The organism is Mycolicibacterium arseniciresistens (assembly GCF_030519285.1).
Taxonomy (GTDB): domain Bacteria; phylum Actinomycetota; class Actinomycetes; order Mycobacteriales; family Mycobacteriaceae; genus Mycobacterium; species Mycobacterium arseniciresistens.
On the sequence record NZ_JAUMSQ010000040.1, the window covers coordinates 20,814 to 45,232 of the forward strand.

At 68.6% G+C, this 24,419-nt stretch carries 26 protein-coding genes and 1 pseudogene; 13 read left to right on the forward strand and 14 right to left on the reverse strand.

Features of this window, described 5'->3' with window-relative positions:
* Nucleotides 1-2: 2 nt before the first annotated feature.
* Entirely contained in the window at nt 3-539 is a 537-nt protein-coding gene (locus Q2100_RS08575; RefSeq protein ID WP_302913675.1) for an SMI1/KNR4 family protein, read from the reverse strand.
* A complete protein-coding gene (locus tag Q2100_RS08580; protein ID WP_302913676.1) occupies nt 536-1,384 on the reverse strand; it encodes a DUF6882 domain-containing protein in 849 nt (282 codons plus the stop codon). Before Q2100_RS08580 ends, Q2100_RS08575 begins: the two co-directional genes overlap by 4 nt.
* A gap of 100 nt (nt 1,385-1,484) precedes the next feature.
* On the opposite strand from Q2100_RS08580, the gene Q2100_RS08585 reads away from it, so the two are divergent.
* Nucleotides 1,485-1,859, forward strand: a complete 375-nt coding sequence (locus tag Q2100_RS08585; RefSeq protein WP_302913677.1) for a hypothetical protein — start codon at nt 1,485-1,487, stop codon at nt 1,857-1,859.
* 72 nt (nt 1,860-1,931) lie between these two features.
* On the opposite strand, the gene Q2100_RS08590 is transcribed toward Q2100_RS08585, so the two are convergent.
* The 4 genes from Q2100_RS08590 to Q2100_RS08605 all read right to left on the reverse strand — a co-directional run bounded on the left by Q2100_RS08590 (nt 1,932) and on the right by Q2100_RS08605 (nt 4,499).
* Complete coding sequence (locus tag Q2100_RS08590) at nt 1,932-2,195, reverse strand: hypothetical protein (RefSeq protein WP_302913678.1); 264 nt, start codon at nt 2,193-2,195, stop codon at nt 1,932-1,934.
* Between the two features lie 18 nt (nt 2,196-2,213).
* Nucleotides 2,214-2,624, reverse strand: coding sequence for a VOC family protein (locus Q2100_RS08595; RefSeq protein ID WP_302913679.1), 411 nt, complete (start codon nt 2,622-2,624; stop codon nt 2,214-2,216).
* 111 nt (nt 2,625-2,735) lie between these two features.
* A complete protein-coding gene (locus Q2100_RS08600) occupies nt 2,736-3,053 on the reverse strand; it encodes a hypothetical protein (RefSeq protein ID WP_302913680.1) in 318 nt (105 codons plus the stop codon).
* A gap of 264 nt (nt 3,054-3,317) precedes the next feature.
* Nucleotides 3,318-4,499, reverse strand: a complete 1,182-nt coding sequence (locus Q2100_RS08605) for an NAD(P)/FAD-dependent oxidoreductase (protein WP_264012011.1) — start codon at nt 4,497-4,499, stop codon at nt 3,318-3,320.
* A gap of 153 nt (nt 4,500-4,652) precedes the next feature.
* Here Q2100_RS08605 and Q2100_RS08610 point away from each other — a divergent pair, with 153 nt between their 5' ends.
* From Q2100_RS08610 to Q2100_RS08620, 3 genes are all read left to right on the forward strand, one after another.
* A complete protein-coding gene (locus Q2100_RS08610) occupies nt 4,653-5,393 on the forward strand; it encodes a TetR/AcrR family transcriptional regulator (RefSeq protein WP_264012010.1) in 741 nt (246 codons plus the stop codon).
* 135 nt (nt 5,394-5,528) lie between these two features.
* On the forward strand, nt 5,529-6,491 hold the full coding sequence (gene nrdF / locus Q2100_RS08615) for a class 1b ribonucleoside-diphosphate reductase subunit beta (protein WP_276008485.1): 963 nt from the start codon (nt 5,529-5,531) through the stop codon (nt 6,489-6,491).
* Between the two features lie 124 nt (nt 6,492-6,615).
* Nucleotides 6,616-7,068, forward strand: coding sequence for a hypothetical protein (locus tag Q2100_RS08620; protein WP_302913681.1), 453 nt, complete (start codon nt 6,616-6,618; stop codon nt 7,066-7,068).
* Here the strand turns inward: Q2100_RS08620 and Q2100_RS08625 are convergent.
* Complete coding sequence (locus Q2100_RS08625) at nt 7,040-7,666, reverse strand: TetR/AcrR family transcriptional regulator (protein ID WP_302913682.1); 627 nt, start codon at nt 7,664-7,666, stop codon at nt 7,040-7,042. The two genes, Q2100_RS08620 and Q2100_RS08625, sit on opposite strands and share 29 nt — an antisense overlap.
* Nucleotides 7,667-7,779: 113 nt before the next feature.
* Here Q2100_RS08625 and Q2100_RS08630 point away from each other — a divergent pair, with 113 nt between their 5' ends.
* Genes Q2100_RS08630 through Q2100_RS08645 form a run of 4 tightly spaced genes read left to right on the forward strand, consistent with a single transcriptional unit; the run spans nt 7,780 to nt 11,706 of the window.
* Nucleotides 7,780-8,610 carry a mycofactocin-coupled SDR family oxidoreductase gene (locus Q2100_RS08630; RefSeq protein WP_264012006.1) on the forward strand — a complete coding sequence of 277 codons (831 nt, stop codon included), beginning with the start codon at nt 7,780-7,782 and terminating at the stop codon, nt 8,608-8,610.
* Nucleotides 8,611-8,616: 6 nt separating this feature from the next.
* Nucleotides 8,617-9,429, forward strand: a complete 813-nt coding sequence (locus Q2100_RS08635; protein WP_302913683.1) for a mycofactocin-coupled SDR family oxidoreductase — start codon at nt 8,617-8,619, stop codon at nt 9,427-9,429.
* Between the two features lie 13 nt (nt 9,430-9,442).
* Nucleotides 9,443-10,255: a carboxymuconolactone decarboxylase family protein gene (locus Q2100_RS08640; protein ID WP_302913684.1), complete on the forward strand. Its 813-nt coding sequence runs from the start codon at nt 9,443-9,445 to the stop codon at nt 10,253-10,255.
* Nucleotides 10,252-11,706 carry an aldehyde dehydrogenase family protein gene (locus Q2100_RS08645; RefSeq protein WP_302913685.1) on the forward strand — a complete coding sequence of 485 codons (1,455 nt, stop codon included), beginning with the start codon at nt 10,252-10,254 and terminating at the stop codon, nt 11,704-11,706. Before Q2100_RS08640 ends, Q2100_RS08645 begins: the two co-directional genes overlap by 4 nt.
* A gap of 2 nt (nt 11,707-11,708) precedes the next feature.
* Here the strand turns inward: Q2100_RS08645 and Q2100_RS08650 are convergent, their stop codons facing one another.
* Together Q2100_RS08650 and Q2100_RS08655 are read right to left on the reverse strand one after the other, a co-directional pair.
* Complete coding sequence (locus Q2100_RS08650; protein WP_302913686.1) at nt 11,709-12,989, reverse strand: cytochrome P450; 1,281 nt, start codon at nt 12,987-12,989, stop codon at nt 11,709-11,711.
* The gene (locus Q2100_RS08655; protein WP_302913687.1) at nt 12,986-13,234 is read right to left on the reverse strand and encodes a ferredoxin; all 249 of its coding nucleotides are present in this window, start codon (nt 13,232-13,234) and stop codon (nt 12,986-12,988) included. The genes Q2100_RS08650 and Q2100_RS08655 overlap by 4 nt, the downstream gene beginning before the upstream one ends.
* Before the next feature lie 140 nt (nt 13,235-13,374).
* On the opposite strand from Q2100_RS08655, the gene Q2100_RS08660 reads away from it, so the two are divergent.
* The gene (locus Q2100_RS08660; protein WP_302913688.1) at nt 13,375-13,977 is read left to right on the forward strand and encodes a TetR/AcrR family transcriptional regulator; all 603 of its coding nucleotides are present in this window, start codon (nt 13,375-13,377) and stop codon (nt 13,975-13,977) included.
* A gap of 13 nt (nt 13,978-13,990) precedes the next feature.
* Here Q2100_RS08660 and Q2100_RS08665 read toward each other — a convergent pair whose 3' ends face one another.
* Nucleotides 13,991-14,830, reverse strand: coding sequence for a mycofactocin-coupled SDR family oxidoreductase (locus Q2100_RS08665; protein WP_302913689.1), 840 nt, complete (start codon nt 14,828-14,830; stop codon nt 13,991-13,993).
* A 135-nt stretch (nt 14,831-14,965) separates the two neighbouring features.
* Nucleotides 14,966-17,902 carry an ATP-binding protein gene (locus Q2100_RS08670; RefSeq protein WP_302913690.1) on the reverse strand — a complete coding sequence of 979 codons (2,937 nt, stop codon included), beginning with the start codon at nt 17,900-17,902 and terminating at the stop codon, nt 14,966-14,968.
* Between the two features lie 137 nt (nt 17,903-18,039).
* Here Q2100_RS08670 and Q2100_RS08675 point away from each other — a divergent pair, with 137 nt between their 5' ends.
* Both Q2100_RS08675 and Q2100_RS08680 read left to right on the forward strand, forming a co-directional pair.
* Complete coding sequence (locus Q2100_RS08675) at nt 18,040-18,381, forward strand: hypothetical protein (RefSeq protein WP_302913691.1); 342 nt, start codon at nt 18,040-18,042, stop codon at nt 18,379-18,381.
* A gap of 241 nt (nt 18,382-18,622) precedes the next feature.
* The gene (locus Q2100_RS08680) at nt 18,623-19,582 is read left to right on the forward strand and encodes an esterase family protein (RefSeq protein WP_302913692.1); all 960 of its coding nucleotides are present in this window, start codon (nt 18,623-18,625) and stop codon (nt 19,580-19,582) included.
* 57 nt (nt 19,583-19,639) lie between these two features.
* On the opposite strand, the gene Q2100_RS08685 is transcribed toward Q2100_RS08680, so the two are convergent.
* A complete protein-coding gene (locus tag Q2100_RS08685; RefSeq protein WP_302913693.1) occupies nt 19,640-20,686 on the reverse strand; it encodes an NAD(P)-dependent alcohol dehydrogenase in 1,047 nt (348 codons plus the stop codon).
* 92 nt (nt 20,687-20,778) lie between these two features.
* A complete protein-coding gene (locus tag Q2100_RS08690; protein ID WP_269895095.1) occupies nt 20,779-21,054 on the reverse strand; it encodes a YciI family protein in 276 nt (91 codons plus the stop codon).
* A 74-nt stretch (nt 21,055-21,128) separates the two neighbouring features.
* On the opposite strand from Q2100_RS08690, the gene Q2100_RS08695 reads away from it, so the two are divergent.
* Nucleotides 21,129-23,000: a hypothetical protein gene (locus Q2100_RS08695; RefSeq protein WP_302913694.1), complete on the forward strand. Its 1,872-nt coding sequence runs from the start codon at nt 21,129-21,131 to the stop codon at nt 22,998-23,000.
* Here the strand turns inward: Q2100_RS08695 and Q2100_RS08700 are convergent.
* Nucleotides 22,993-24,072, reverse strand: coding sequence for an ABC transporter substrate-binding protein (locus Q2100_RS08700; protein ID WP_302913695.1), 1,080 nt, complete (start codon nt 24,070-24,072; stop codon nt 22,993-22,995). The two genes, Q2100_RS08695 and Q2100_RS08700, sit on opposite strands and share 8 nt — an antisense overlap.
* Before the next feature lie 171 nt (nt 24,073-24,243).
* Between Q2100_RS08700 and Q2100_RS08705 the strand changes: the two are divergent.
* Nucleotides 24,244-24,419, forward strand: a pseudogene (locus Q2100_RS08705) (cytochrome ubiquinol oxidase subunit I); the annotation flags it as partial.

The following is a 24,419-nucleotide window of genomic DNA, read 5'->3' on the forward strand; positions in this document are numbered from 1 at the left end:
CTTCAGTCGAGCAGGTCCGACCAGAACTCGACGTGGCGTGCGGCGACCGCGGTCTGTACGACATCCGGGTCGACGAAATTGTCGATGTACTGCGCGATGTCTCGGCCCACGACGGTCACATCGGCCTGCACCACCGACAGAACGGGCGCGCCGGACGAGCCGGCACCGGCGGGCAGGTAGTGGTTCGCATGCAGCGGCAGCAGCCGGGGCGCGCGTGCCAGCTCGTAATTCGCCGTCCGCAGCGCATGTTTCATGCTTGCGGGCCGCGGCCCCCACGTGGGCGGCCAGAACGCACTCCACTCCACCGCGAACAGGATCCCGTCGAGCGGCAGTCGCAGCCGCTTCTGCAGACTCCGGCGGCCTTCGCTGCGCCAGTCCGGCCACGACGGGCCCACCGGTAGCCCCGCGGCGAGGAACGCCCGGTGGTCGTCGGCGAACGTGAAGCCCAACGCCTGCTCGACATCCGCGAGTTCGGCGTCGGTGAGGCCCTGTTCGACGGTCACCACACCGGCGGCGGCCAGCCGAGCCGCCGCGGTCAACTCAGCGCACCCTCGAGCGTGCCGAGTCTGCCGTACTCGTCGAACGCGACGGCAGAACGATTGCCGGTCACCGGGTCGCTGAGATCGGCCCGGTCCCAGCTCTGGGTCCAGTCGATGGTCCATCCGGACATCACCGCGAGACCGTGCACGGCGTTGCGGTGGTCGTTGATCAGGCCGGCCCCCAAGACCATCGGCACGCGGGTCACTAAGCGGTGATCGATACGGGGCCGGGCGAAGTCGAGGTCACCGAGCAGGAGCACGGCGATCGTGCCGCCACCGACGGGGACGACCGAGGTGAGCCCTCCGTCGGTGACCGCGGCCACCACCGCGCTGATCTCTTGTGCGACATCCGCGGCGGTGTCATAGGGATCCCGGTCATCGGGTAGCGGCACCTCGTCGTTGAGCAGGCTTGGCAGATTCTCGGCGCCGCCGCGGTCGAGGATTCTCTGCGCGCCGGCCCCACCCCCGCCCGGCTGCGCACGCCCCCACATCATGCTCTGGGCACTGGGAGCGACGGTGGCCATCAACTCGACCGAAGTGGAGATCGTCGCGCCCGAGGCGCGGCCGGTGAATACGAGAGAATCGGCGTCCAGGTCCGCCGCCCAGTCGAACTCACCGCCCAGCTGCTGTTCCACACCTTCATTCATCAACAGCTGCGACAGGATCGCGTACAACGCCCCACTGTCATGGAGCCCGCGCAGGTCTTCGAATGCGATGGCCATGTACAGAAACACTAGAGGCGTTCGAGAGCACCCCGGAACGCCAATCAGCCGCTGCCTCTCTGCTGCGGCCCCTTGCGACCCAGGGAAGTTCTTGCAAACGGAAATGTCGTCCAGGCCGGTCACACCCACCGGTATCGATCTTGGCTCCCGCCGGTGTCTACTGTTCTTTCCACAGGGAGGGGAGCCCATGCCATCGTGCCGGGGATTTGCTGTACGAGGTCTCATGGTGGCGGCCGCTGCCGCCGCGATCCTGGGCGGTGCGCCGATCGCAGGTGCGCAGCCCTTCGAGCCCGCCATCGACTGTGGCCCGCTGGAGCCGGATGATTCGCCGCGGACCCCCTCGCATCAGCAGATCTGCGACGAGCGCCAGCAGAAGCAGCAACAGCCCGGCCTCCCCGAAGTTCCCGACCTGCCGCAGAACCAGCCGCAGCAGGCGCCGCAAGCGGCGCCGCCGGACAATCCCAACGGCGTCGATCTCGCCGACAAGAACTGCTGGGTCGTCCGCGGTGTGCCGACCATGTGGTCGCCTGCACTGGTGAGCGCTCCTGGGGAGCAGAACTGGCCGTGTTACCACGTCTACGGGCTCACTCCGCACTGACCGTCTGCTGATCCGCCGCCCCACCGACCGTGCGGGGTGTCGTCGACATGTCGGCATGAGTTCGACGACTGTCTACACAGTCGGCGCGCCCTCCCGCAGGTTGTCGAGGAGCTGTCCCGCATCGTCGTCGAGGTCGCGGTGCCGGACGTCGACCGCGATGCCCGGCTTGACGCCGGCGAGCGCGGGCAGCAGATGGTTCATCACCTGTTCGGCGGTCGCAGGCATCCGGCGTCCGCGTGCGGTCACCTTGGTCCACCGCTCGCCGTCGCGGAAGTAGTGCTCCACACCTGAATTGAAGCGCAGCGTCACGAGGTAGCAGTCGTTGGTGAGTCGCATGCCCGGCACGTTAGCCGCTCACCAGTCGTCGCCCGGCTGCCCCGGTAGGTAGGAGCCGATCGACCACTGCCGGCCCTCCGGGTCGAGGAGTTCGACGCGGTGATTGCCCCATGGCGTGGTCTCCGGCGGGATGAGCACCGTGGTTCCGGCGGCCGTCGCGCGGTCGTGGATCGCGTCCACGTCGGCGGCGTCGACCACCACGTACAGCCCGGAGCCCACACAGTCGCCCTTGACGGCCGGAACGTCGTATCCACGGTCGTCGCGCTGGATGCACACCACCGCGTCGCCGCGCCTGACCTCGGCGTGGGCGAGGTGGCCGGCGTCCCGGAAGCTTCGCACGACGTCGAATCCGAGAACCTTGGTCACCCAGTCGACCATCGCGTCCGGGTCGCGGTAACAGATGAAGGCGGTCAGCTGCGCTGCGGTCACAGGAATGGTCTACCGAAAGGGTCCGACACGATCGGCGGCAGTTCCCACCCACGCGGCAAGCGAGTGGCGGCGCTAACCGCCCGGTCGGCGACGCGGGACTGGGCCGGGCTTTCAGCCGACTCTGGTGAACTGAAGTGGGAACGTCATAATTGCGGTCGCCAGGGTTCCGGTCATCGTGGCTTCATCGATGGTCGTCCTGCTGTCCGGAGTGGCGTTGCCAGTCCACACGGTGCCATTCCGGCGCAGCTCATACGGGCTTTCCGCATTCGTACGGAGACAATCCACACCGCACGAGGTGAGGATCCAGGTCTGGTCCAACGTAGAACCGTTCATGCCGCTCAACTTGACTGCGTACGTGCCTGCGGTCAGCGGTTCAGCATATGCCGGTGCGGCAAAGATCGCCGACCCGCCAGCAAAGGCTCCGACCATTGCCGCAATTCTTCTAGCTCTCACTTTCCCCTCCAAACTCGATCATGGCCACCCCCGGCCGTTCTCGGAGCGTAGCAAACAACGCGGCGAGCTCATTGGGGAATGACTAGACCTTCCGCCCACCGCGACGCTGCGCTGCGGTCACGGAAAAGGTCTACCGAAAGGGTCCGACACGAAGAACGCCGAGTGTGGACCAAGCACGGAGAACGTGCCTGGGTCCACACTCGGCGGCGCCGATGAATCGGCGGGGCGGAAACTTCGGGGTCAGTACTTGTGCTGCGGACCCTGCGCCTTCTTGTACAGCGACTTCAGCATGCGATCGCGGAAGAGCGCGTTGTCGATGAGCTTGATGCCGTTGTTCGCGACGGCGGGAATGCCGGCCAGCTTGTGGAAGTAGCGGCCGCGCTTGTACTCACGGCCCCACGCCGCTTCCATCCGGTTGGCGTAGTTGGTGAAGTCGTCGGGGCCGCCGTTGGTCAGCGCGGCGATGGCGCATTCGCCCGCGGCGAGCCCGGACTCCAGCGCCTTGGAGATGCCCGCGCCGGACGCCGGCTTGCCCGCACCGAGCGAGTCGCCGGTGAACAGCACGCCCGGCCGCCACGGCGGCCACGCGGTGAAGCCCATCGGCAGTCGCCACGCCCGGACGCTCTTGTTCTTCTTGAGCTCCTCGATCGGCGGCAGGTCCCACTCGCGCGGCAGCGTGCGGAGGAACTCGCCGAGGAACTGGGTGGCGTTGATCGACTGCCAGTTCTTGTAGCTGTTGACGTAGCCCAAGCCGATGTTGAAGATGCCGTCGCCCATCGGGAACACCCAGCCGTAGCCCGGCAACTGGTCGCCCTGGAACGCCAGCTTGAGGTAGATGTCGAGCGAATCGGAGTCCGGCCGGTTGGCGTGCATCTCCGACCGGATCGCGATGGCCTGGTAGCCGTTGTACTGCGAGTCGATCTTCAGCGCCCGCTTGATGGGGGAGTAGGCGCCGTCGGCCGCGATCACCGCGTCCCCGTAGACCTTCTCGCCGCCCTTGAGCACCACGCCGATGACCCGGCCGTTGGCGTCGACCTCGGGTCCGGTGACCTCGGCGCCCTGCCGGACCTCGGCGCCCGCGGACTCCGCGTGCTTGAGGAGGACGGTGTCGAGGTGGGTGCGGCTGACGGTGTGGCCGTGGTCGGGCATGCCGGGCCGCGTCGGGAAGGACAGTTCCCATTGGCTGGGGCTGAACACCGTGACCCGGTTGACCCGGTGGTAGGTGGCCACCTCGTCAGCCAGGCCCATCTTCTGCAGGTAGCTGACCGCGCGGGCGGTCAGGCCGTCGCCGCACGGCTTGTCGCGCGGGAACTCGGCCTTATCCAGGACCACGACCTTCGCACCGGTCTGGGCGGCCTGCCAGGCGGCGGCCGAACCCGACGGTCCACCGCCGGCGATCACCAGGTCGTATCGCTGCGTCATACTTCTCGTCTCGTCGATTGAGCTGTCGCAGAGATAGTACCCAAGTCGGTGGAACCGTTCTCCCCGGGCGAACCGCAGGCCAGCGGCGGTAAGGAATGCGTCACACGTCGCCTATGAGCAGGTCAGCGGCTACGAGGCGGGTACAGTGAGCCCGTGCGACGAGGGTCGAGGTCACGCACCGGTGACGAAACGGGCGCCAAGGTGGACGCCCGTAGCGAACGCTGGCGCGAACACCGCAAGAAAGTGCGGTCGGAGATCGTCGACGCCGCGTTCCGGGCGATCGACCGGTTGGGCCCCGATCTGAGCCTGCGTGAGATCGCCGAGGAGGCCGGCACGGCCAAGCCCAAGATCTACCGCCACTTCGCCGACAAGTCCGACCTGTTCCAGGCGATCGGCCAGCGGCTGCGGGACATGCTGTGGACGGCGATCTTCCCGTCTATCGACCTGAACTCCGACCCGGGTCGCGAGATCATCCGGCGCAGCGTCGAGCAATACGTGCGACTGGTCGACGAGCACCCCAACGTCATCCGCTTCCTGATCCAGGGCCGCTTCGCCGAGCAGAGCGAATCGACCATGCGCGCGCTCAACGAGAGCCGCGAGATCACCGTGGCGATGGCCAGCATGTTCGACAAGGAACTGCGCGAGATCGAGCTGGACGCCGACGCGCTAGAACTGGCCGCCTACGCGGCCTTCGGCTCAATCGCCTCGGCCACCGACTGGTGGCTCGGCCTCGGCGTCGACACCCCGCGTCGGATGTCGACCGACGACTTCGTGGCGCATCTGACCACGATCATGGTCGGCGCGATCGGCGGCACCTGCGACCTGCTCGGCATCAAACTCGACCCCGATCTGCCGCTGCACGAGGGCGTCCGGCGCCGCGAGAACGTCGCCTGAACGACACGCCGCAAACCCAATATCTTGGGTTCCCTCGAGGTGTCGGCCACTACGAGTAGTGTCGCTGGTGGCTATAGAGCGGCTATAGCGGACGTGCGAAAAGCCTGGTGAAGTGGGGTTCTGGTGAGCGATGGCATGAAGTTGATCGACCGCGTCTCGGCGATCAACTGGAACCGGGTGCAGGACGAGAAGGACGCCGAGGTCTGGGACCGGCTGACCGGTAACTTCTGGCTGCCGGAGAAGGTCCCGGTGTCCAATGACATCCCGTCCTGGAACACGCTCAACGCCCACGAGAAGCAGTTGACGATGCGGGTCTTCACCGGCCTGACCCTGCTCGACACCATCCAGGGCACCGTCGGCGCGGTCAGCCTGATCCCCGATGCGCTCACCCCGCACGAGGAGGCGGTGTACACCAACATCGCGTTCATGGAGTCGGTGCACGCGCGCAGCTACAGCAACATCTTCTCGACGCTGTGCTCGACGGCCGACATCGACGACGCGTTCCGGTGGTCGGAGGAGAACGCGAACCTGCAGCGCAAAGCCGAGATCGTCATGCAGTACTACAAGGGCGACGAGCCGCTCAAGCGCAAGGTGGCCTCCACGCTGCTGGAGAGCTTCCTCTTCTACTCCGGCTTCTATCTGCCGATGTACTGGTCGAGCCGGGCCAAGCTGACCAACACCGCCGACATGATCCGGCTGATCATCCGCGACGAGGCGGTGCACGGCTACTACATCGGCTACAAGTTCCAGCGCGGTCTGGCCCTGCACGACGAGGCGACCAAGGCCGAACTCAAGGACTACACCTACGAGCTGCTGTTCGAGCTCTACGACAACGAGGTCGAGTACACCCAGGACCTCTACGACGAGGTGGGGCTGACCGAGGACGTCAAGAAGTTCCTGCGCTACAACGCGAACAAGGCGTTGATGAACCTCGGCTACGAGGCGCTGTTCCCGCGCGACGAGACCGACGTGAACCCGGCGATCCTGTCGGCGCTCTCACCCAACGCCGACGAGAACCACGACTTCTTCTCCGGCTCCGGCTCCAGCTACGTCATCGGTAAGGCCGTCGTGACCACCGACGAGGACTGGGACTTCTAGCGCAAGCTCTATAGCGCGCACGACGGCGTTCCGCCGGCAAACGACAAAACGCCCGAAATCGGCCATCCTGAGCCGCGGGTCGTGGAAGCATCACGTCCCGACAAGGATGTCGACTCGAATCGGGATGACCATGGTTGGAGCCTTCCTCGCGGCGTCGGCGGCAGTGATCGCCGTGACCGCGTATCCCCTCGCCGCGCATGCGGGCGCCGCCGACGGAGACCAGGTGGTCCGCGTCCAGGACGGCAAGCTCAGATGCCTCATCAGCACCGATGACGTCCCGCGGGGCGGCGGGCCGATGGCGGTGTGCGGGTTGACGAACGGCCGGCCGTTCGGCACGTCACCGGCGGTCGCCCCCTACATTCCGCAGCAAAGCCTCGCCGTGGTCCGCGGCACCGGCGAGAGATTCTGGTTCAGCGGGACGCTTCCTCCCGCGGATGGCGACGTCGTGCTGGGTCCCCGTGAGACCTACCGCGTGAACGGCTGGACGATCCGCAACGACCCCTTCAAGGCGTACATCTTCAACGACTTCTACGAGCACGGGATGACAGTCAACGAGACGGAGACGCGTCCGATCTGACCGACGCCGTCCCGGTCGCCTGGTAGCCGGCCGTGAGCCAGTACACGGTGCGGTCGAGGCTGGGGAGGATGTCGGTGATCGCGATCTCGCCCGCTGCGAACCGGCCGAGCAGTCCGTAGATCACGGTGGACAGAATGGTCTCGAGATCGCGGACGAACGCGTCGTCGACGCCCGCGAGCACCTGCATGAACGACGGAACGGTGATGTCGAGGCCGCGGCGGAAGATCTGCTGTCCGCGCGGCGCGGCGCGGGCCCGGAAGAACGCCGTCAGCATCGCCGGATGGTGCTCCCACGGCTCGAAGATGGTGCGCAACACCCGCATCATCCCGTCGTAGACCGACTCGCCGGGTGCGGGGGTCTGATGCACCAGGCCCGAGTACCGGTGCTCGTCCATCCATGAGTGCAGCGCCGCGATGATCAGTTCGTCGCGGTTCGGGTAGCGCTTGTAGATGGTGGCGAGTGACGTCCGGCTGCGACGGGCGACCTCGCGCAACTGAACCGCGTCATAGCCTTCGGTCTCGAGCAGTTCGGCGACGGTGTCCAGGATGGCGTCTCGGTTCTCGGCGCGTCGGCCGTCGTTGCTCTCCGCGCTGGCCACCTGATGAACACCTCCCTTGCCGTCGGCGGGTAACGCGGTTACTGTACCCGGTGTAACACGGTTACTCACGTCACACCGCCTTCAGTGTGTGACCAGCGCAATGGAGCGGACACATGGGTTCTCTGGACGGCAAGGTCGCATTCATCACGGGCGTCGCCCGCGGCCAAGGGCGCAGTCACGCCGTGCGCCTCGCGGCAGACGGCGCCGACATCATCGGTGTCGACATCTGCGCCGACATCGCGTCCAACGGCTACCCGATGGCCAGCCGCGAAGAACTCGACGAGACGATCGCGCTCGTTGAGCGAGCCGGGGGCAAGATGCTCGGGTCGGTCGCCGACGTCCGCGACTACGCCGCCGTCGACGCGGCGCTCACCGCGGGCGTGCAGCACTTCGGCCGCCTCGACATCGTCTGCGCCAACGCGGGTATCGCGATCATGGCGTTCCGCGAACTGACCATCGAGGAAGAACTCGAGCAGTGGACCGACGTGCTCGACGTCAACCTGGTGGGCGCGTTCCACACCGCGAAGGCCGCTATCCCGCACCTGATCGCCGGCGGCAGGGGCGGGTCGATCGTCTTCACCAGTTCCACCGCGGGCCTCCGCGGGTTCGGCGGCCTGCAGGGCGGTGGCCTCGCGTACGCCGCGTCCAAGCACGGCATCGTCGGGCTCATGCGAACGCTGTCCAATGCGCTTGCCTCCGAGAGCATCCGGGTCAACACAGTGCACCCGACCGCGGTGAACACGATGATGGCGGTGAACCCGGCGATGACGTCGTTCCTGGAGAACTATCCGGGCGGCGGCCCGCACCTGCAGAACCCGATGCCGGTCGGACTGCTCGAACCCGAGGACATCAGCGCGGCGATCGCCTATCTGGTGTCCGATGCGGCCAAGTACGTCACCGGGGTCACGTTCCCGGTGGACGCCGGCTTCTGCAACAAGCTGTAGGCCGCGATGACGTCAACACCCGGACGGGTCGCGGGCAAGCGGGTCCTGGTCACCGGCGCGGCCCGCGGCATGGGCCGCAGCCACGCGGTGCGGCTGGCCGAAGAAGGCGCCGATCTCATCCTCGTCGACATCTGCGCGTCGCTGCCCGAGGTCGAGTATCCGCTGGCGACCCGCGACGACCTCGAGGAGACCGCGCGCCTGGTCGAGAAGCACGACAGGCGTGCGGTGACCCACGTGGTCGACGTGCGCGACGCCGCTGCGCTGGCGGCCGCCGTGGCCGACGGCGTCGCGGAACTCGGCGGACTGGACGCGTCGGTGGCCAACGCGGGCGTGCTGACCGTGGGCACCTGGGACACCACCACGCCCGAGCAGTGGCGCACCGTCGTCGACGTGAACCTGATCGGAACGTGGAACACGTGTGCTGCCGCGCTGCCACACCTGGTCGACCACGGCGGCAGCCTGATCAACATCAGCTCGGCGGCCGGGCTGAAGGGCACGCCGCTGCACACGCCGTACACCGCGTCCAAGCACGGCGTGGTGGGGCTGAGCCGGGCACTCGCCAACGAGCTTGCAGCACAGAACATCCGGGTGAACACCGTGCACCCGACCGGGGTCGAGACGGGCATGCAGCCGGCGTCGCTGCACGGCCTGCTCGCCGAGGCGAGGCCCGACCTCGTGCCGATCTTCCTCAACGCCATGCCGATCGTGATGGCCGAGGCGATCGACATCAGCAACGCGGTGCTGTTCCTGGCTTCCGACGAATCCCGCTACGTGACCGGCCTCGAGTTCAAGGTCGACGCGGGCGTCACCCTGCGATGAGTGGAGACATCAGATGACGACGACGGGCACCGAACGCTCGACCCGCGGCAGGCACGCGTTCTCCGACGTGATGACCTTCACCGCCCCCGACGACATGACACCCGCAACCATCGGCCTGGTCGACTTCGTCTTCGGCGAGGTCTGGGACCGGCCGGGACTCAGCCGCCGGAACCGGCGGTTCGTCACGCTGCCCTGCGTCGCAGCCGCCGACGCCGAGGGCCCGTTGCGCGACCACGTCTACGCCGCACTCAACAGCGGTGATCTGACGATCGCCGAGATGCGGGAGACCGTACTGCATTTCGCCGTCTACAGCGGATGGCCGAAGGCCTCGCGGTTCAACATGGTCGTCGACGAGCAGTGGGAACGCATCCACCGCGAGCGCGGATCGCAGACCCCGCAACCGGACCCGCTGCTGCCACTGGTGACACCGAGCGATCCGGAGGACCGCCTCGCGAGCGGCGAACAGGCCTTCCGCGACGTCAACTGCGTGCCGTATGTGCCCACGCGTGACAACCCCTACTCCGGTGCGGGCATCCTCAACTTCGTCTTCGGTGAGATGTGGCAGCGCCCGGGACTGGCCATGAGGGAACGTCGCTTCGTCACCGTCGCGTGTGTGGCGTTTCAGGACGCGCCGTATCCGATCCTGAGCCACGTCTACGCCGCCTTGAAGAGCCGTGACATCTCGTTCACCGAAATGGACGAGCTGGCATTGCAATTCGCCGCCTACTACGGCTGGGCGAAGGCCTCGCAGCTCAACGACGAGATCGGACGGCAGAAGGAGCGGGTGCTCGAGGAGTGGCGGGCCGAAGGAGGCGTGCCGCAGTGAGCACCGCACTCTCGCTGCCCAGCGGTCTGCTGATAGACGGCGAACCCGTCACCCAGTCCTCCGGCGGCCGTCACCAGCACATCTACCCCGCCACCGGTGAGCCCAATGCCACCGTGACCCTCGCGGGTGCGGCCGAGATGGACCACGCCGTCGCCTCCGCCTGGGAGGCGCACCGCGCCTGGATGTCGCTGACCGTGGACCGGCGTCGCGACCTCATGGTCGACCTCGCCGACGTCGTGCGCGACCACCTCGACGAACTCGCCCTGCTCAACGTGCACGACTACGCGGTGCCGGTGTCGTTCGCGGGCACCGCGCGGATGCTCGAGTGGTTCATCCGTCACTTCGCGGGCTACGCCGACAAGCCGCACGGCACCAGTTCGCCGGTCAACGGGTCCTTCGACGTCAACCTCATCGAGCGGGAACCCTACGGCGTGGTCGCGGTGATCACTCCGTGGAACGGTGCGCTGGCGGTCGCCGCGTCGTGTGTCGCGCCGGCGCTGGCCGCGGGGAACGCCGTGGTGCTCAAGCCCTCCGAGCTCGCGCCGATGGCTGCGCTGCGGTTCGGCGAGCTCTGCATCGAGGCGGGCCTGCCGCCGGGTCTGGTCAACGTCGTCCCGGCAGGCGCCGAGGGCGGGGAGGCGCTGGTCCGCCACCCCGGCATCCGCAAGGTCCATTTCACCGGTGGCGACGCCACGGCACGGCGGGTGCTCGTCGCCGCCGCGGCGAACCTGACGCCGGTGGTCGCCGAACTGGGCGGCAAGTCCGCGAACGTCGTCTTCTCCGACGCCGACCTCGATCAGGCCGCAGCGTTGGCGGCCCATCAGGGACCGCTGATGCAGTCCGGCCAGAGCTGTGCGTGCGCCAGCCGCGTGCTGGTCCACGATGCGGTGTACGACGTGTTCCTCGAGAAGTTCCTCGCCGCGGTAGCCGCGGCCAAGATCGGCGACCCGCTGGACCCGACGGTGTTCTTCGGCCCGGTCATCAGCGCCACCGCGGCTGACCGCATCCTCGGCGTCATCGGGGATGCGGTGGCGCAGAAGTCGGGTGAGCTGCTGCTCGGCGGCACCCGGATCGGCGGTGGCCTCGCGCCGGGCTACTACATCGAACCGACCGTCTTCGGCGACGTCGACAATGCCTCCGCGCTCGCACAGACCGAGACGTTCGGCCCGGTGGTCTCCGTCATCCGCTTCCGCGACGAAGCCGAGGCGCTGCGCCTCGCCAACGACACTCCCTACGGGCTGAACGCATTCGTCCACACCCGCGACCTCACCCGCGCCCATCGCGTCGCCCGGCGGCTGGAGGCGGGTTCGGTGTGGATCAATCAGCTGAGCATCATCTCGCCGCAGGGACCCTACGGCGGCTACAAGAAGAGCGGGTTCGGCCGCACGGGTGGCCTCGACGGCCTCCACGAGTTCATGCAGGTGAAGAACATCCGCATCGGCATGGGCTGAGCTCACCCCGCCCGGCTGAACTCGATGTGTAGTTCGGTCAGCCCGCGGAGCAGGAACGTCGGCTCGTAGGCGTAGCGACGGCTGCCGGCGGGACCGTGATCGGACGCGCTGATGGTGATGTCCCGCATCCGGTCGAGGAGCCGGTGCACGGTGATGCGTCCCTCGACGCGGGCCAGGGGAGCGCCTGCGCAGGTGTGGATTCCCCGGCCGAACGCGATGTGTTCGCGGACGTTCTTGCGATCGAGCCGGAACTCGTTCGGCTCGTCGAACTTTCGCGGGTCCCGGTTCGCCGCGCCGAGGCAGAGCATCAGCACGGTGCCGGCCGGGATGTGCACCCCCGCCAGCGTCGTCGTCTTGCGGGCGAGCCGGAAGTCGACCTTGGTGGGGCTCTCGAGGCGAAGGGCCTCCTCGATGAACGCCGGTATCAACTCCCGGCGTTCGCGCAGGACCTGCTGAAACTCCGGGCGGTCCCCGAGGGTCTGCACGGCCGCGCTCAACAACTTGGTGACGGTTTCCTGGCCGGCCGCGAACAGGAAGGTGGCGGGCTTGGCGACCTCGAGCACTTCGGGCACCGAACCGTCGGGATAGGTCGCACACGCCATGCCGCTCAGCACGTCCTCGCGAGGTTCGCGCCGGCGCTCGGAGATGTACCCGCAGAACTTGTCATCGAGGTACTCCAGCGGATTCAGGCCCACCGGTTCACCGTCGAGCGCGCCCACCCGGTTACCCGCCGGCTTCTCGGCGCCAAGGGCGCGGCGGAACTCGGCGCGGTCCTCGGCAGGCACGCCCAGCAGGTCGGTGATCGCGAGCGTCGCGAACGGGCGGGCGTATTCGGAGAGGAACTCACATCTGCCGTTGGTGATGAACTCGTCGAGCTGGTCGTCGACCAGTCGCCACATGAACTCCTCGTTCTCCTGGAGCCGTCGCGGTGTCAGCAGCCTGCTCAGCAGCGACCGGGCCCGTTCGTGCGCGGGCGGATCCATGACCACCATGTGTTCGAAGATCGGGAACTCGTGCCGGTGCGCCTCGATCTGTTCGGTGATGTCGTCACCCTCGGGTTCGAACGGCAGCGGAGGGAACGGGCCGCCGATCGCATTGACCGCGGAGAAGGAATCGAAGTCCTTGAACGCCGCCATGACCTCCGCATAGCCCGTCACGGCCAGCACGCCGTGGTGGGGTTCCCGGTACACCGGGCCATGGCTGCGGAGCCATTCGAGATAGCCGTAGGGATCCTGGGCGGTCGCCGCGTCGGTGAAGTAGTCCACTGAAGCCAGATCGGTCATGCCGTCGCCGCCCTTCCGGTCCGGTCGCTCGATGAATGCTGCTCGGATACAACGCTGATCGCGCCGCGCGGACAGGCGTCCACCGCGGCGTCCACCTTGTTCCACAACGTGTCCGCCGGCCGGACGTCGCAACGGGCGACGTCGTCATCGCCGAGGTCGAACACCTCGGGCGCGAGGTCGACGCAGAGCCCGTGCCCCTCGCACAGATGTGTGTCGACGTGGACACGTCGAGCTGACGCAGACATCGGCGACGCCCTCCAAAAACTGATCGATCGATCAAATTCCGTGACTGGTCATGGATACCATGCGTCGATTACGGTGGTCAAGACGCGGGCCGCCGACGGCGAATCGCCCGATGCGACAAGGGATCGTGGAGACTGCTGAGATGGCTGCCCCCGGAAAGCCGAAGGCGAAGGACGCCGGCGCACGGCTTCGCCTGATCGACGCCACCGCTCAAATCATGCGGGACGAGGGCTACGCCGCGGCCACCTCGCGGCGGGTCGCCGCCGTGGCCGGCGTGAAGCCGGCGCTGGTCTACTACTACTTCGACACGATGGATGACCTGTTCCTGGCGGTGCTGCGGGCCGGGGCGGAGGTCTCCCTGGCGGAGATGCGCAAGGCGCTCACCGAGGACAACCCGCTGCGGGCGCTGTGGATGATCAACTCCGATCCCCGCCGCACCGGTCTGAACACCGAGTTCATGGCGATGGCCAACCACCGCAAGGTGATCGGTGCCGAACTGAAGGCCTACGCCGAGCGGGTGCGCGACATCGAGACGGCCGCGGTGACCGTCGCGCTGCGCACCCACGGCGTGGACCTCGAGGACTACCCGCCGGTCGTCGTCTCGATGCTGGTGGCGCAGATGGCACGCAGCCTGTGCAACGAGATCGCCATCGGTGTCACCGATGGGCACGATCAGATGCGCGCATTCCTCGAACGCTTCCTGGTCCGGTACGACGGCGACGCGCCGTCGGCCCGGAAGCCGTGACACCGTCCCCGGGTCACTTCAGCATGCTGCCGGCGTCCACGGTGACGGGAAGACCGGTCACGTAACGCGCCTCGTCGGAGGCGAGGAACAGCACGGCATTGCTGATGTCCTCGGGTTCGACCCATCCGACAGGCAGCACGTGCATCATCCTGGCGACGACCGCCATGTCGTCCGGTCCGGGCGCGTCCAGGTCGGGCCGGAAGAGGCGCATCGTCCCCTCGTTCATGAACATCGGGGTGTTGACGTTGGTCGGGTGCACGGAGTTGACCCGGATGGAATGCTCGCCCAGTTCGACCGCGAACGTCCGCATCAGCCCGACCACACCGTGTTTCGCGGCGATGTAGTGGCCGGTGTGTGGATAGGCCTTCAGCCCACCGACCGAACTGGTGAGCACGATCGAGCCGCCGCGCCCACCCGAGAGAATGTGCGGCACACCGGCCTTGACAGTCTTCCACACCCCGGACAGGTTGACGTCGATCATGTCCTGCCAATCGTGCTCGCTGGTCTTGTCCAGCGTCTGTCCGCCGTTGCCGATGCCTGCGTTGGCGACGATGATGTCCAGTCGCCCGAGCTGTTCGACACCGCTGTCCACGGCGGCCGCCAGCGCGTCGTAGTCGCGGACGTCGACCTCGGCGGTGACGATGCGGCGGTTCTGCCCCTTGATCAGGTCGGCGGTCTCGGCCAGGTCGTCGGGTGTGGACGGCGGGATCACGCTGTTGCTGCTGACCGGCGCGCAGACGTCCACCGCGATGATGTCGGCGCCCTCCTGTGCGAGTCGCAGGGCGTGGCTCCGGCCCTGGCCCCGGGCCGCTCCCGTGACGAATGCCACCTTGCCCGCTACGCGGTCACCCATGCTCTACACCTCCGGTTGGCGCCGCACTCGGGCGGGCGACAGAAACTGATCGATCGATCAGGACTCTGGCAGTGACGGGCCGCGGAGTCAAGGGGCGGTCGACTTCCCGCGGAGACCGGACGGGCGGAGCTCGCGCTAGACCGTGGCGCGCAACGCGAGACGGCGCGCGGACAGCATCGCGTCCCACACCCGCTCACCGGTGGCCGCCGAGATGCGTTCCGCCGCATCGAGCGCGGCCACTGCATGCGCCCGATCCCGATGGACGGACTCGACGTCGGAGAGCAGCGCGTAGTACAGCGGCGAGAAGATCCGTCGTCCGCCCCTGGCATGCGCGGCAATCGCGTCGTGCATGTCCTCGGTGGTGTCGATACCGTCCGGACCCGTCCCGAGCGCCCAGCCGCGGATGAGCTGAGCGCCCGGAATGAACTGCTCGACACCGAGTTCGGTGAGCTCGCCGAGCACCTGCTCAGCCCGCTGCGCGAGCCCGTCGACGTCGCCGAGCATCGCGGACAGCTGCACGGCCGCGGTCCGGACTACCGCTGTGCCGAAGCCGTCGTTGCGCGCGCCGCCCAGTGCGACCCCGCGCGCGATCGCCGACTCGGCCGCATCCAGGTCGCCGCGCAGCGCATAGGCGTGGCACCCGACGCCGAAGGCGATGACGTCGAACGAGGCCAGCGCGCCGTACCGTTCCCAGTCGGCCGGATGCTCCCAGAGTCGTTCGAGGGTGTTGACGCACGGGTCGAGCTGCCCGCGCATGAACTGTGCGAGTGCCCGGATGTAAAGCCCGGCCGATCCGGCGAGGCCGTCGCCGGTCGATTCGTGGTAGGCGATCAACCCGTCGGAGAGCACCCGCGCCTCGTGGTAGCGCCCCGATCCACACGCCTCGAGGCAGCCCATGGCCACCGCCACGGTGAACGGCTCCGCGTCGGCGTCCCCCTCCGAGGAGCGCCGTAGGTCCTCGAGCACACCCATCGAACTCTGGCCGTTCACCACCGCTTCGACCGACGCCAGCTGCATCCGCAGATCGGTCTCGCGTGCGGTGCGTCCGGGGTCGGCGGGCAGCCGGGCGCAGACCTCAAGTGCGCGGCGGTCCAATTCGGCCACTTCGGCGTACATCGACCTTGTCCACGCATCGCGACGCGCCCCGTCGATGAGCGCGAGCGCGGTGTGCGGGTCGAGGGCGCCACCCGCACGCCAGGCGTGCAGCGCGCCGTCGGCCGTCTCCTGTGGTGTGCGGCCGGCCGACGCCGCATGGGCGCGTGCGAGTTCGGCATGGAGTTCGGCGCGGGCCACGCCGGCGATCTGCGACGCGATCGCGTCGCGTACCAGGCCATGGCTGAAGCGATAGGACCCGAACTGGTCGGTCGAGTCCCGCAGCAGACCGGCGGCCAGGGCGGGCTCGAGGTCGGCCGCCGCGGTATGCGCGCTCATCTGCAACGCCGTCGCCAGCCGGGCGATGGGGAACTCCATCCCGGTGACGGCCGCCGCGGTGAGCACCCTGCGCGTGGCGTCGGGCAGATCGGCCATCCGGCGGCGGACGATGCCCGATACGGCGTCGGGGACGTCGTCACCCTCGATCACCCTGGTGGTGGCGTCGAGGCGTCCGCTGTCGTGGAGCAGACGCACCAATTCGCCGATGTAAAAGGGGTTCCCGCCGGTACGGGTCCGCACCGCTGCCGTGAACTCCGGAGTCGGTTCGATTCCCGTCAGTTCTCTGATCAGCGCGGCGGTCGCCTCGGCGTCGATGCCCCGTAGCGAGATCAGTGTGATGTGGGCGCGGCTCAGGAGGCGGTCGAAGGCGTCCTCGCGCAGCGGGCGCTCGTCGCCGCCGGCCTGCCACGTGGCGAGGATCAGCAGCGGCACCCGGTGTACGGCGTCGGACAGCAGCTCGAGGACGTCGCAGGTGAGACCGTCAGCGCGGTGCAGGTCGTCGAGCACCACGACGGTGGGTGTCTTCTTCGACTGCGCCCCGACGGCCCGTGCGGTGGATTGGGCGAGGTCGTACTCGGCGTGCGCGCCGGAATCGTCCGGGTCCGCGCTCGCCTGCCCGATCACCTCGTTCCAAGCCCACATCGGCGGCCGCACCACGTCGCCCGCATGCCCGGCCCAGGTCACCGACATGCCGAGACCGTCTGCGGCACGGGCTGTTTCGGTCGCCAACGCCGTCTTGCCGACGCCGCTGTCGCCGGTGAGCACGGCGATGCTGCCCCGGCCTGCCGCCGCGGCGGTCAGTGCGGCGCGAAGGCGATGGAGCTCCGCGGACCGTCCGTGCAACGCGCTCTCGCTGATGTCTCTCGGTGCCTGCTGCCGGCCGCCGCGGGCGGGCCGCCAGTCGAGGTCGGGAGACTCGTCCCGGATCTGCTCGGCGAGGCGCTGCAGTGGCAGGCCGGGCCGCACCCCGAGCTCCTCATCGAGAACGGCGGCCAGCTGCGCATAGGCGCGCAGCGCCTCCGAGCGGCGACCGGCGCGATAGAGCGCCACCATCAGCTGGCCCGACAGCGGTTCCCGCATCGGATTGGCGGCCACCTCGAGCGCGAGGCCCGCGATCGAGGCCTCGGCGCGTCCGAGCCGGAGCTCCGCCTCGAACCGCGCCTCCACGGCGTCGGCCCGCAGTGTCTCGAGCCGGTGCACCTCCTGTTGGACGAACACCTCGTTGCGCAGGTCCGACAGGGGCGTGCCACGCCAGAGCCCGAGTGCCTGCTGCAGGGTCCGCGACGAACCTTCGGCGTCGCCGCTGTCGAGCTGACGCCGACCCCGCTCGATCAGGTCCTCGAAGTCCCCGGCATCGACCCGGTGGTTCCCGACGTCGAGGCAGTAGGAGCTGGTCCCGGTGGTCAGGCCGAGGTCAGCGCCGAGTATCCGGCGCAGATTGGCGACATAGGCGCGCAGTGACAGCACCGGTTTCCGCGGCGCAGCGTCGTGCCAGACATCGTCGATCAGCCGGTCGATCTCGACGTCGCGGCCGGCGTTGAGGAGCAACGCGGCCAGGACCGCCCGTTGTCGCAGGCCCCCGAGTGGCCGCGGTTCGCCGTCGCAGAGCACGGTCAGCGGCCCGAGCATCAGGAAGTCCAAGCGACACCGTCCGTCCGCGGCCGGGGAGGCCGGTGAGGCTTCCCGCGAGTCGTCCAATCGAACTCCAACGTCTGAAGACTAGTTTGCGCACCGCGCACGTATCGGCTCAGCAGGGACATCACAGGAAGACGGTGATCATGACCATCCCGGATGCCACACCCCACAGGCCCGATCAGCCGGTGCAGGCCGAGGTCGCCGAGGGCAAGCAGTCGACATGGCGGCAACTGGTCAGCGCCATGAGCCCGAGGACGGTGTGGAGCTGGGCCGACGGGTACCCGGTGGTGCTCAAGCAGTTCGTCCAGTTCTGTCTGGTGATCGTCTACCCGGCCTGGGTGGTCGGCGTGCTGTTCGGGCTGGCGTGCTACGGCCTCTTCTACGTCACGGTCTATCCCGTGCTGTGGCTGCTGTTCTGGCCGATGCGGGCGTGGATGAAGAAGAACAGGCCGCAGGAGTACGCCGAGAGTCAGCGCAAGAAGTAGCTCCATCGCACGGTCTGTCCGCCATGACGTGTTGGTGACGTCCGGCGTCCGGGAGGGGTCAACGGCGTAACGGCCGGGTACCGGTGGGCGACAAAGTCCATGTCAGCACCGAAACAGTCGGTCGTTGGACTTTCGGCGCGGCGGATGCCAAGTAGCGGCATCCCGAGCCGGGTGACTCTGTAGCCGGGCCGCGTCCTGCGATGTGCCGCGCTGCGGCACCCCTTCAGATGGAGCGTGAGAGATGACATTGATATCCCGATCGGTCCGCCGCCTCGCGGCGGGCGTGCTGGCGGCGCTCATGCTGCCGGCGCTGGTCGCGGTCGCCGGTGGGTCGGCCACCGCGGCGGCCTACTCGAGGCCGGGCCTGCCGGTAGAGACGCTGATGGTGCCCTCGGCGGCCATGGGCCGCGACATCCCGGTGAAATTCCAGGGTGGCGGATCGAAGGCGGTCTACCTGCTCGACGGGCTGCGTGCCCGCGACGACAACAGCGGGTGGGACATCGAGACCGCCGCCTTCGAGAACTACTACCAGTCGGGCCTGTCGGTCGTCATGCCGGTCGGCGGCATGTCGAGCTTCTACACCAACTGGCAGAGCCCGGCGGTCGGCAACGGCAGGACGCAGAGCTACCAGTGGGAGACGTTCCTGACCTCCGAACTGCCCGCCTACCTCTCGGCCAACAAGGGCATCTCGCCCAGCGGAAACGCCGTGGTCGGGCTGTCGATGTCGGGTAGCTCGGCGCTGATCCTCGCCGCCTACCACCCGGGCCAGTTCTCCTACGCGGGGTCGCTCTCGGGATTTCTCAACCTGTCCCAGGGCATCTGGCCGACGCTGGTCGGCTTCTCGATGCGTGACGCCGGCGGCTTCGACGCGACCGCCATGTGGGGACCGGGCGGCGGCCCGGCATGGCAGCGCAACGACCCGACGCTGCAGGCGGGCCGGCTGGCAGCCAACGGCACCCGGATCTGGGTGTACACCGGCAACGGCAGGCCCGGTGACCTCGGTGGCGGCGGTGACATCCCCGGTCAGCTGCTGGAGAGCATCACCCAGGACAGTAACCGGGCGTTCCAGGAGGCGTACACGGCGGACGGCGGCAGCAACGCCACGTTCAACTTCCCGGCCAACGGCACGCACGGCTGGGGCTACTGGGGTTCGCAGCTCAACGCCATGAAGGGCGACATCCAGCGCACGCTGGGCGTCTGAGGTCTCGAAGGCAACGGCCGGAGCGGACATCCGCTCCGGCCGTTGTCGTCGGTCGTCCTAACGCAGTGACGAGGTGTCGATGACGAACCGGTACCGGACGTCGCTCGCGAGCACCCGCTCGTAGGCCTCGTTGACGTACTCCGGCGCGACCACCTCGATCTCGGGGCGCACGTCGTGCTCGGCGCAGAAGTCGAGCATCTCCTGGGTCTCGCGGATCCCGCCGATCAGCGAACCGGAGATGCTGCGCCGCCCGAAGATCAACGCACCCGCAGGCACCGCCATCGGGTTCTCCGGCATGCCGAGCTCGACCAGGGTGCCGTCCAGCTTGAGCAGTTTGAGGTAGTCGGCCAGGTTCAGGTTCGCCGACACGGTGTTGATGATCAGGTCGAAGGATCCCGCCAGCTCCTTGAAGGTGTTCCGCTCGCTGGTCGCGCGGTAGTCCCGCGCGCCGAGACGCAGCCCGTCCTCCATCTTCTTCACTGACTGGCTCAGGACCGTGACCTCGGCGCCCATCGCGACGGCCAGCTTGACGGCCAGGTGGCCCAGCCCGCCGAGGCCGATGACCGCGACCGACGTGCCCGGCCCGGCGCCCCAGTGGCGCAGCGGGGAGTAGGTGGTGATCCCCGCGCACAGCAGCGGCGCCGCTTCGTCGAGCGCGATGTTCTCGGGGATGCGCAGCACGTAGTTCTCGTCGACGACGATCGCCCCGCTGTAGCCGCCCTGCGTCGGCTCGCCGTCACGGCCCACGGCGTTGTAGGTGCCGACCATGCCGCCGCCCGTGCAGTACTGCTCGTTGCCGGAGCGGCACTCGGGGCATTCACGGCAGGAGTCGACGAAGCAGCCGACGCCCACCCGGTCGCCCACCTGGTACTCGGTGACCTCGGAGCCCACCTCGGTGACGACGCCGGCGATCTCGTGGCCGGGCACGATCGGGTACGTCGCCGGGCCCCATTCGGAGCGAACGGTGTGGATGTCGGAGTGACAGATGCCGGCGAAATGGATGTCGAACGCGACGTCGTGCGGCCCGACCGGGCGGCGGGTGACGGTGGTCCTGGTCAGCGGCTCGGTGGCCGAGGTCGCGGCGTAGGCGGAGACGGTGGTCATGCAGTCCTCTTCGTGCTCGTCGATTTTGAGTGCAATCGGGAACAACGGAGGACGGCGGACGGTTTAGTCCCGGCCGGGCTGTGACAAATCCCCTACAGGCCCGGCGCGCGGAAGGCGCCGTTGAACGACAGCCGCGTATACGACACCACGCCGGCCTGCTGGTAGGGGTCGGCGGCGATCACCGCCTCGGCGTCCTCGACACCGATGTCACCGGTGACCAGGACGCCTCCTGCCTGGGACTCCTGCCGGCCGGCCAGCAGGAGGCGGCCCGCCGCGATCTCCTCTTCGAGCCATGCGAGGTGCGCGGGCCGGGTCTTGTCGATGACGTCGAGGGGCTGCTGGTAGGTCAGCGTGAGGACGTGAAACACGCCGACGACACTACTCGATCTCGGCACTTCACGATAAAGCCATGTCAGCCAACGTATTTCGCTAAGATCGGGTGGTGAATCAGCGACCGCGGGTCACCCGCCTGGTGATGTACAAGCACGGCGTGGCCTACCTGGAGCGCAGCGGTCCCGCCGACGGGTCCTTCGAGCTGTCCTTCCGGCATGGCGACATGAACGACGTGCTGAAGTCGTTGGCGGTCGGCGTCGTCCGCGGGACGGCCGCCTTCGGCGGGGTCGGATTCGAGACCCCCAGCGACTCCGATGCGCTGCTGGCGGCCCGCAAGCTGCTGCTCACGCCGGGTGCGGCGCTGACCGGTCTGCTCGACGCCGTGCGCGGGCGCACCGTCGAGGTGGCCGCCGACGACGGTGTCCACCGTGGCGAGGTGATCGGCGTGGACGAGACCGATGGCGGTACCGCGGCGCCGCGGCGGCTGCTCGTGCTGCGGACGGGGGAGGGGGCACTGCGCCTGGTGGACCTCGCCGGTGTCCGCGGCGTCAATCTGGTCGAGAAGCCGTCCCGCGACGACCTGGGCTATCTGGTGGAGCGGTCCCGCGCGGCGACGACCGGGGAGCAGCGGACCGTGGCGGTCCGCTTCGACGGCGCCGCCGACGACGTGCGGGTCTCCTACGTGGTGCCCGCACCGGTGTGGCGGGTGTCCTACCGGCTGGTGTGCGACGGCGCGGCGGTCACGCTGCTCGGGCTGGCCATCGTGCACAACCCCGTCGACGAGGAATTGGCCGACGTGGCACTGACCCTCACCACCGGCCAGCCGGTGTCGTTCGACATCGATCTCTACCACGGCAAGTGGGTGCGGCGGACCGTGGTCGAGGAGGAGGATCGCGTCGCCTCGGCGCCCGCGCCGAGCGGTGCTCCGATGCCGGTGAGGGCCATGATGGCACGGGAGATGGCCTATGCCGACCCCGGGACGGACGCCGACTACTCCGAAACCGGCGACCGCGGTGAGCATTTCGAGTACCGGCTGACAGCGCCGGTCACGTTGGCGCGCGGCGGGTCGGCGATGGTCCCGATGGTGACCACCCGGCTCGAGGACGCCCGCCGGGAGCGGGTCTGGCGCGACGGGTCGGGCTCGGCGCCCGACATCGTGCTGGTGTTCACCAACTCCACCGGCGTGGTGCTCGAGGAGGGTGCCGCCGTGGTGTACGACGACGGCAGTTATGCCGGAGAGGCGATGCTGCCCTACACCGCCCGCGGTGCCCAGCTGCGGCTGACGTTCGCCAAGGACCTCGCGGTGCGCTGCGCCAAGTCCACCGGCCACCGGACGGTGACCACGAAGGTGCGGCTCGGCCGGGAGGGGCTGATCGAGGAGCAGCGTCGCGACGAGCAGCACCTGTGGCGCGCCGACAACGACGGCGACACCGCCGTGGAACTCTGGGTCGAGCTGCGCCGTCGTACCGGGTACCAGCTGGACGGTGCCGTCGCACCGGTTGGACAGACCGCCACGCACCACCGGTTCCGAATCGACGTGCCCGCGCACGGGCACGCGGAACTGAAGGTGCTCGAGTCCTATCGGACGCAGATCACCGCCGGCTACGACCGGCTGGCGCCCGACCAGCTCGGCGACTGGCTGTCGCGCAGGCTGCTCGACGAGTCGACGTTCCGGGACCTGCGCGGGGTGCTGGAGCACTGGGAGGCGGCCCGCCGGCTGGAAGCCGAGCGCGACCGGATGGTCGAGGAGCGCGACGAGGCGTTCGCCGGCCAGGCCCGGATCGCCGAGCAGCTCGAGGTGCTCCGTGACGCGGGCCCGGAGGGCGAGGTGCGCGCCCGCACCGTCGATCAGCTGGTCGCGTTGCAGGACCGGGCCGCCGCCCTCGATGCCGACATCCGGCGCAACCGCGACCGCGTCGACGCCGAGAACCGTTCCGCCGCAACTGAACTCGAGCGGTTGATCGCGGGCGGGGTCAGTTGATCGGGGCGTTCACCTGCCGCAGGTCGGCCAGGATGCCGCGCGCCGCGACGATGCCCTGGCCGGTGTGCCAGATCTCGTTGTTGACCGTGAACACCCGGCGGTCCCGGGTGGCCGACAATGCGCGCCAGGCGTCGCTGTCGAGCACCTCGGCGGCACGCTCACGTGCGGCGGCCGACGCGAAGGACAGGTAGACGATGTCGCCGTCGGCGGTGGCGTAGTCGGGGGAGTCGGCCGTGCCCACCTCGACGTAGGGCTTGTCGGTGAAGCGCTGCGCGACGGGGCGATCGAGCCCCACCTCCGCGAGCACGCTGCCCGCGAAGTCGTCCACGCCGTAGACCCGCAGCGTGGTGTCGGTCAGCTGCGCCACCGAGGCCTGGAAGTGCGCGGCGTCGTTCTCGGCTCCCGTCCTGCGGGCGGCCTCGTCGAAGCCGTCGATCAGGTCGCCCGCGGCGTCGAACCGGCCGGTGGCCGCACCGACCGTACGCAGATTGGCCTTCCAGTCCACGCCGGGCGGGCCGGTGAACACGGTCGGGGCGATCGCCGACAACGCGGGATGGGCCTGTGGTGTCAGGGCCTGCGAGCCCAGGATGAGGTCGGGGTCGGCGGCTTCTATCGCCGCAAGGTCGGGATCGCTGCGGCTGCCTGCGCCCGGCACGTCGTGTACCACGCGGCCCAGGTAGGAGGGCTGGTCGGCGGCACCGTCGGGCAGCGCCGCGGCGACGATGCGGCGCTGCAGCCCGAGCGCACACAGCGCGTCGAGCTGGTCACCGGAGAGCACCACGATGCGCTGCGGGTCCGCAGGCACCGGCGTCTCGCCGACGGCATGGCGGACGGGGCGCTCACGCGGCCCCGGGTCGACCCGCGCCGGCTCGGGCGCACAGGACTCGTCGGGCCTGCGGTCGTTGCCCAGGACACCCGCCCCGGCGATGCTCGTCGTACTGGTCACCACGGTCGACGCCGCGGGCGGGGCGCCTGCCGGCTCGCCCGATGATCCGCAGGAGGTCACGGCGACCGCCACGACCGCGGCCGATGCCGCTGCGCACAGCCGCATCCGCGGTCCGCTGATCAGCACGTGGCCGACGGTAACATCCACCGCGGTGACCGCCGGTCCAGCGGTCGGACCGCCGATCCGAGCCGATTTACGACAGTTTGTAGGACCCAGGCTGACCCGGCCCCCGCGGAGCGATAAGATTCAGTACGAAACACGCGGGGCCCGCCCCGCGCAGGACCTTTGGAGGATCCCTTGGTAGCCGAAGCGCCGGTCGGTGAACTCGAGGCACGACGCCCCTTCCCGGAGCGGCTCGGCCCCAAGGGCAACCTGATCTACAAGCTGGTCACCACCACCGATCACAAGCTGATCGGCATCATGTACTGCGTCGCCTGCTTCGTGTTCTTCTTCATCGGCGGGTTGATGGCGCT